Here is a 5,792-nt window from a genome sequence, read left to right as displayed (position 1 = left end):
AGAATGATCAGACCCGAGACGAAGTTGGCAAAGATCTCCTGTAAACCAAAGCCCAGGCCTACGGTCAGGGCGGCAACCAGCCATTGCAGTTTTGACCATTCGATACCAATCATCGAGAAGCCAACCAGCCCACCAAACAGCATGATTAAATACTTGGTAATGGTGGTGATCGCATAGCCTGTGCCGGGGGTTAAATCCAGATGCTGCAACAGCGCCAGCTCCAGCAGGGCAGGGAAGTTACGGATCAGCTGCGTGGTGATAATGAGTACCAGAATCGCAATCAGCACGGCCCCTAAGGTGATGGGCTCCAGGCTTTCGACCCCCTGCACCGTCGACGTCACATCCCACAAAGAGATGTTCTCCAGGAAGCCAAACGCAGAGTGGATTTCCGACCACAGGAAGATCACCGACAGCAGGGCAACCAGCATCAGAATTGAGCGTACCAGCCGCAGGGACTGGGTACTGATCGCATCGAGATCCAGTTCGACGTCATCGGCGTCTGAAGTCCCTTCGGTGCTGTTGACGTGGTTCGGCTCTTCCTCACCCCGCGCGCGCTGAGCCAGTATTTCTGCGCGACGATGTTTGGCACGGTCAAACGCCAGACGACGACGCTGGATCAGCATGCCGCGGCGAATAACATGGTAGACCACCAGCAGCAGGAACCAGATAGCTACTGACGTTTCCAGTCGTGCGAGCAGCGCCTGCGATGTGGCGAGATAACCGACAGCCGCCGCCAGCATTGCCGCCAGCGGCGCGCTAAGCAGCAGGTTCCACAGCAGACGGTTAAACATGTTATCGCCACTGCCGGACTTGTCGAGATAAAGCGGGATCCCGGCGCGCTTCAGGCTGAGCGTCACTACCGCTAATGCCCCGCAGATCAGCATAAAGCACAGCCGTCCCAGCGAGCCGGAGAACTCCCGGTCATTGAGATTATCGAACATGATCAGCGCCATAATTAGCGGCACAATCAGCCCGATGCTCATCAGGTAATAGCGCATCGCCCGCGCCACGCGATTACGCGGCCAGCCAAAGTGAGCGATGAACAGACCATTTGGCCGCGCAAACGTGGCGCAAATCATCACCACCCACAGCAGCGGAACGGTGGCGGTCACGCCATCGCCAATTGCGACGGCAAGCGGATAGGGCCAGGCTTCACGCAGGCCGTATCCGAGCGTCATCCACAGCACCGGCAGCGGAGACGCGACCAGAATTGACCAGAACACTGTACGCAGCGTCAGCCAGAAGTGATCCTGTGTCACTTTCCCCACCCGGGCGCTGGAGCGCTCAAGGAAACGGGTGAAGTGGCGACGGGAATAAATACTGAAACCCACCAGAATCAGTGCCCCCAGCAGCGGGAAGATGGTCTCCTTACTGGTGAGCATCATCACGCTGGCGAGACCCAGCTGGCTGAAGGTGTCCAGCGAAATGAGGCGGCGCAGATCCTGCACGATCTCAATCGGCCAGGCGAAGGTCATCGGCCGCACGTCGGATGTCCAGAACAGGTAACGGTGCGTGGCTTCGTTGACCTCTTTCAGCGCGTCCTCCAGCTGGCTGTTTGAGACTTTCAGCTTGGTGAGCTCGAGGATCAGCGTATCGCCCCCCTGCAACAGGGAATTGAGCAGTTCGCGTTGGGTGCGCAGCTGCGCTTCCAGAATACGGCTTTGCTCGCCGGTGAGCGGCTGTCCGTCAGCCTGACGGATCTGGCGGATTTGCGGCTGCTTATTAAGAAGGTCTTCATAATGAAGACGCTGAACGCGCAGCTGCGCCATCTCCGTATCAAGCTGCTGCGGTTTTGGCATCTCTGGCAGACGAGCCACCTGTGCGCGTAACGCTTCGCCCAACAGGTTAGATGAGCCAAGCCACTGGGACTGTTCACGCAGCGTGTTGAGAGCCTGACGAACCTGGAGGGTTTGATTAGTGGCCTGACGCTGCTGCGAGGCCACCAAATCCATGCGCTGCGCCTGCTGATTCAGCGCGGCAGAAAGCTCGCGGTTAACCTTAAACTGGGCGACGATGCTGTCGGGCAGGTTAGCGCTGTTTTCGGCCAACAACTCGGTGCTTTCCAGCGCACGTTCAGCTTCACGCTGACGCTGGCTGTTGAGTTGATTTCTCAGCGCCTGGAGATACGCATCCAGCTGTTCGCTCTGCTTCTGCGCCAGTTCCGAACGCATCCGCGACAGCTCCTGGCGGTTGTTAGCAGAAAGCTGTGCCAGCTCCAGTTCATCAACCAGTGCTTTAAGTCTGGCGGATTCCGCCTGTAGCCCAAGATTTTGGGCCTGATTCTGCGGGGTGTTGCCGGTCTGCGTCCCAATGCGGCGTTCCACCTCATTTAACTGACGGCGGGCATCGGTTTGCTGCTGTGGAAGCTGACTGAGAGAGTCGGCAATTTCACGCGCCCGTTCCTGCTCCTGCTGTGCCAGACGGCTTTTTTCCAGCAGCTGGCTGCTGACTTGCAGGATCTCCTGATTCAGCGCCTCGGACGTCATCCCTGCGGGTACCTGGCGTGGTTCATCACGCAGGCTGTTTAACTGCGAGCGCAGGGTCTGAGAGAGTTTGGGGAAGTTGTCGATAACCTGCTGATATTGCTGGGCGCGCTCAAGAGAACCCTTTCGTTCCTCAAGTGCGTTCAGTGCAGACTGGAGCGACTCAACGGCCTCCGGCTGAGCGGGTTTCGCCGCTTTTGCCTGCTCCAGCTCCTGGGTTATCTGTTTGGCGTCGGGGGCCGTCGCTGCGTACGCCCCCATGCTGAGGCACCAGGCCATCAGTAATACGATAATCGGGCGCACGTCAGCGATCCTTCTGTTGTTAACCTTCGTCTTTTTTGTCGTCAACCAGCGGGCTGGCATCGTGCTCGGCTTTGATCTCTTCTTCCGGCAACGGGGCTGGCGCAACGTCTGGCGTTGCAAAGACCTCCGTCGATACTGCCAGAGGCTGGCCGAGTTTGGTCACGGACAGGCTTTCCAGCTCGTCGACAAGGTTAACTTTGCCCGGTGCGAACAGGTTGATTACCGTTGAGCCCAGCTTGAAGCGGCCCATCTCCTGACCTTTCAGCAGGGCCACAGAACCTTCTTCTTCCCCGGCAGGCCAGGTCCAGCGCTTGATCACGCCTTCGCGTGGCGGCGTAATGGTGCCCGCCCAGACGGTTTCGATGCTGCCCACAATGGTAGCACCTACCAGAATCTGCGCCATTGGGCCAAATTCAGTATCAAACAGGCAGATGACGCGCTCGTTACGGGCAAACAGGTTAGGGACGTTTTGCGCCGTCAGGTGGTTTACAGAGAACAGATCCCCCGGCACGTAGATCATCTCGCGCAGGATGCCGTTACACGGCATATGAACGCGGTGGTAGTCGCGTGGGGAGAGATAGGTGGTCGCGAAAGTCCCGTTGCGGAACAGATCCGCCATTATGTAGTTACCGGCCAGCAGCGCTTCCAGGCTGTAGTTATGGCCTTTCGCCTGCAAAATTTTGTCGTCTTCAATTTTACCCAGCTGGCTGATCACGCCGTCAGCAGGCATCACCAGCACGTTCGGGTCGGTATTCAGCGGGCGCACTTCGTCGCGCAGCGGACGCACAAAAAATTCGTTGAAGGTGCGGTAGCTTGCCGTATCCGGCTTCTGCGCTTCTTTCATGTCGACCTTGTAGTATTTCACGAACAGGTCGATGACCAGTTTGGTCAGCCAGCCCGCTCGTTTGCTCGCGCCCCAGCCCGCCAGGCGAGTGAGCCACAGTTTAGGCAGAATGTATTGAAGCGAAAGTTTAAATGAGTTTAACAAGGTAGCCTCCAGGCCATTGTTTTGTCGTTCCTGATCCGGCAGTACGCTGCCGGAACCTGAAAAAAGGGGACGATTTTAGCGACGCTTAGCTTAGTTGTCAGTTATCAGAATCAGAAAAGTTTTTACGCGTTTTTACCTGGTCCATGCTTTCGAGAATACGATGGTAATTTTCGAAACGGGTTTCCGCTATTTCACCGTTCTCCACCGCTTCGCGGATGGCGCAGCCCGGATCGTTGTCATGTTTACAGTCGCGGTATTTGCAAGCGCCTATATAGTCATGGAATTCGACAAATCCGTTAAAGATTTGTTCCGGCTCAAGATGCCAGAGACCAAATTCACGCACACCCGGGGAGTCAATCACATCGCCGCCGTGCGGGAAGTGATAGAGACGTGAGGCGGTGGTAGTGTGCTGGCCCAGCCCGGAGACGTCCGACACATCGTTGGTCAGGATTTCTTGCTGAAGGCCGAGCAGGTTGTTAAGCAGGCTCGATTTACCCACGCCAGACTGCCCTGCAAAGATACTGATGCGGTCGGTCAGCGCATCTTCTAACGGCTTCAGGCCATCTTTGGTGCGGCTGGAAACCATCAAAACGCGATAACCAATATTGCGATAGATATCCATCTGCTCATTCACAAAGGCCATGGCCTCGTCATCCAGCAGATCGATTTTATTCAGCACGATGAGCGGCTCAACCTGTAGCGTTTCGCAGGCCACCAGGTAACGGTCAATAATGTTGAGCGAAAGTTCGGGTAAAATCGCTGAAACGATCACGATCTGGTTGATATTGGCGGCAATGGGCTTTACGCCGTCGTAGAAATCAGGACGGGTCAGAACCGACGTGCGTTCATGTACGGCTTCAACGATACCTTTAACCGTTACCCCTTCCGCAGCCGCTTTGCCTGGACGCCAGACCACGCGGTCACCGGTCACCAGGGAACGGATGGTGCGACGGATATTGCAACGGTGGATGTCCCCGTCGGCAGACTCGACATCGGCATGCATACCGAAGCGGCTAATCACCACGCCTTCCGTCGCTTCGCCAAACAGGTTGTCGTCGTAATCGGGCTTCTCCGTAGTGGTTTTAAGACGGCGCTGGTGATTTGCATTCACGCGGCGCTGCTGCCCTTTGGAGAGTTTATTTTTACTCAATCGCGCTGGCTCCTGGTCGCCCATAGCGGGCAAAACCTCTATGATACACTCTAATTAATACTAGTTAACCTGCTACTGCCGGTTAAGCGAGAAGGGTGGAAAATAACATGAGCGCGGACGAAAACAACCTGATTTGGATCGATCTGGAGATGACCGGCCTGGATCCCGAGCGCGATCGCATTATTGAGATCGCCACACTGGTCACCGATGCCAACCTCAATATTCTGGCGGAAGGCCCAACGATTGCCGTGCACCAGTCCGATGACCAGCTTGCGCTGATGGATGAGTGGAACGTGCGTACCCATACTGGCAGCGGGCTGGTGGAACGCGTGAAGGCCAGCACTCTGGGCGACCGCGAAGCGGAGCTGGCGACGCTTGAGTTTCTGAAGCAGTGGGTGCCGGCAGGAAAATCGCCTATCTGTGGCAACAGCATTGGGCAGGATCGTCGTTTCCTGTTTAAGTACATGCCGGAGCTGGAGTCCTACTTCCACTACCGCTATCTGGATGTGAGCACCTTAAAAGAGCTGGCCCGCCGCTGGAAACCGGAAATTCTCGACGGCTTCACAAAGCAGGGGACGCACCAGGCAATGGACGACATCCGTGAGTCTGTTGCGGAGCTGGCGTACTATCGCGAAAACTTTATTAAGCTTTAATTTTGCGATCCGGCGCCTTGCGTGGCCGGGTTTTTGTCGCTAAATTGTTCAGCTTGCCGATTAAATAAGCACTTGAACTTAATTTCAAAAAAATCGCTTTGAGGGGGGTTGCAGCTAAACGGATTTCTCGTATAATGCGCCTCCCGTAACGACAGAGAATTACACGTTACGACAGCAACAAAAGCAGTACAGATTTGCGGGAATAGCTCAGTTGG

5 protein-coding genes are annotated in these 5,792 nt (G+C 56.0%); 1 reads left to right on the top strand and 4 read right to left on the bottom strand.

Annotated elements, in window-relative coordinates:
• From mscM to rsgA, 3 genes are all read right to left on the bottom strand, one after another.
• The coding region (gene mscM / locus INF86_RS10300) for a miniconductance mechanosensitive channel MscM (protein WP_370552862.1) at nt 1-2,786 on the bottom strand (2,786 nt) is incomplete at its 3' end.
• Nucleotides 2,787-2,805: 19 nt separating this feature from the next.
• Complete coding sequence (asd, locus tag INF86_RS10295) at nt 2,806-3,774, bottom strand: archaetidylserine decarboxylase (protein WP_022646813.1); 969 nt, start codon at nt 3,772-3,774, stop codon at nt 2,806-2,808.
• Between the two features lie 97 nt (nt 3,775-3,871).
• On the bottom strand, nt 3,872-4,924 hold the full coding sequence (gene rsgA / locus INF86_RS10290; protein WP_072202591.1) for a small ribosomal subunit biogenesis GTPase RsgA: 1,053 nt from the start codon (nt 4,922-4,924) through the stop codon (nt 3,872-3,874).
• A gap of 107 nt (nt 4,925-5,031) precedes the next feature.
• Here rsgA and orn point away from each other — a divergent pair, with 107 nt between their 5' ends.
• Nucleotides 5,032-5,577, top strand: a complete 546-nt coding sequence (gene orn / locus INF86_RS10285; protein WP_003855965.1) for an oligoribonuclease — start codon at nt 5,032-5,034, stop codon at nt 5,575-5,577.
• Here the strand turns inward: orn and INF86_RS22420 are convergent.
• A partial coding sequence (locus tag INF86_RS22420) for a hypothetical protein (protein WP_227414766.1) occupies nt 5,574-5,792 on the bottom strand: 219 nt, incomplete at its 5' end. The two genes, orn and INF86_RS22420, sit on opposite strands and share 4 nt — an antisense overlap.

The sequence above is a fragment of the Enterobacter cloacae complex sp. I1M genome, from assembly GCF_014982425.1.
In the GTDB taxonomy this organism is placed as follows: domain Bacteria; phylum Pseudomonadota; class Gammaproteobacteria; order Enterobacterales; family Enterobacteriaceae; genus Enterobacter; species Enterobacter intestinihominis.
The sequence above is the reverse complement of the archived record's forward strand: the minus strand, read 5'-3'. Positions and strand labels throughout refer to the sequence as shown.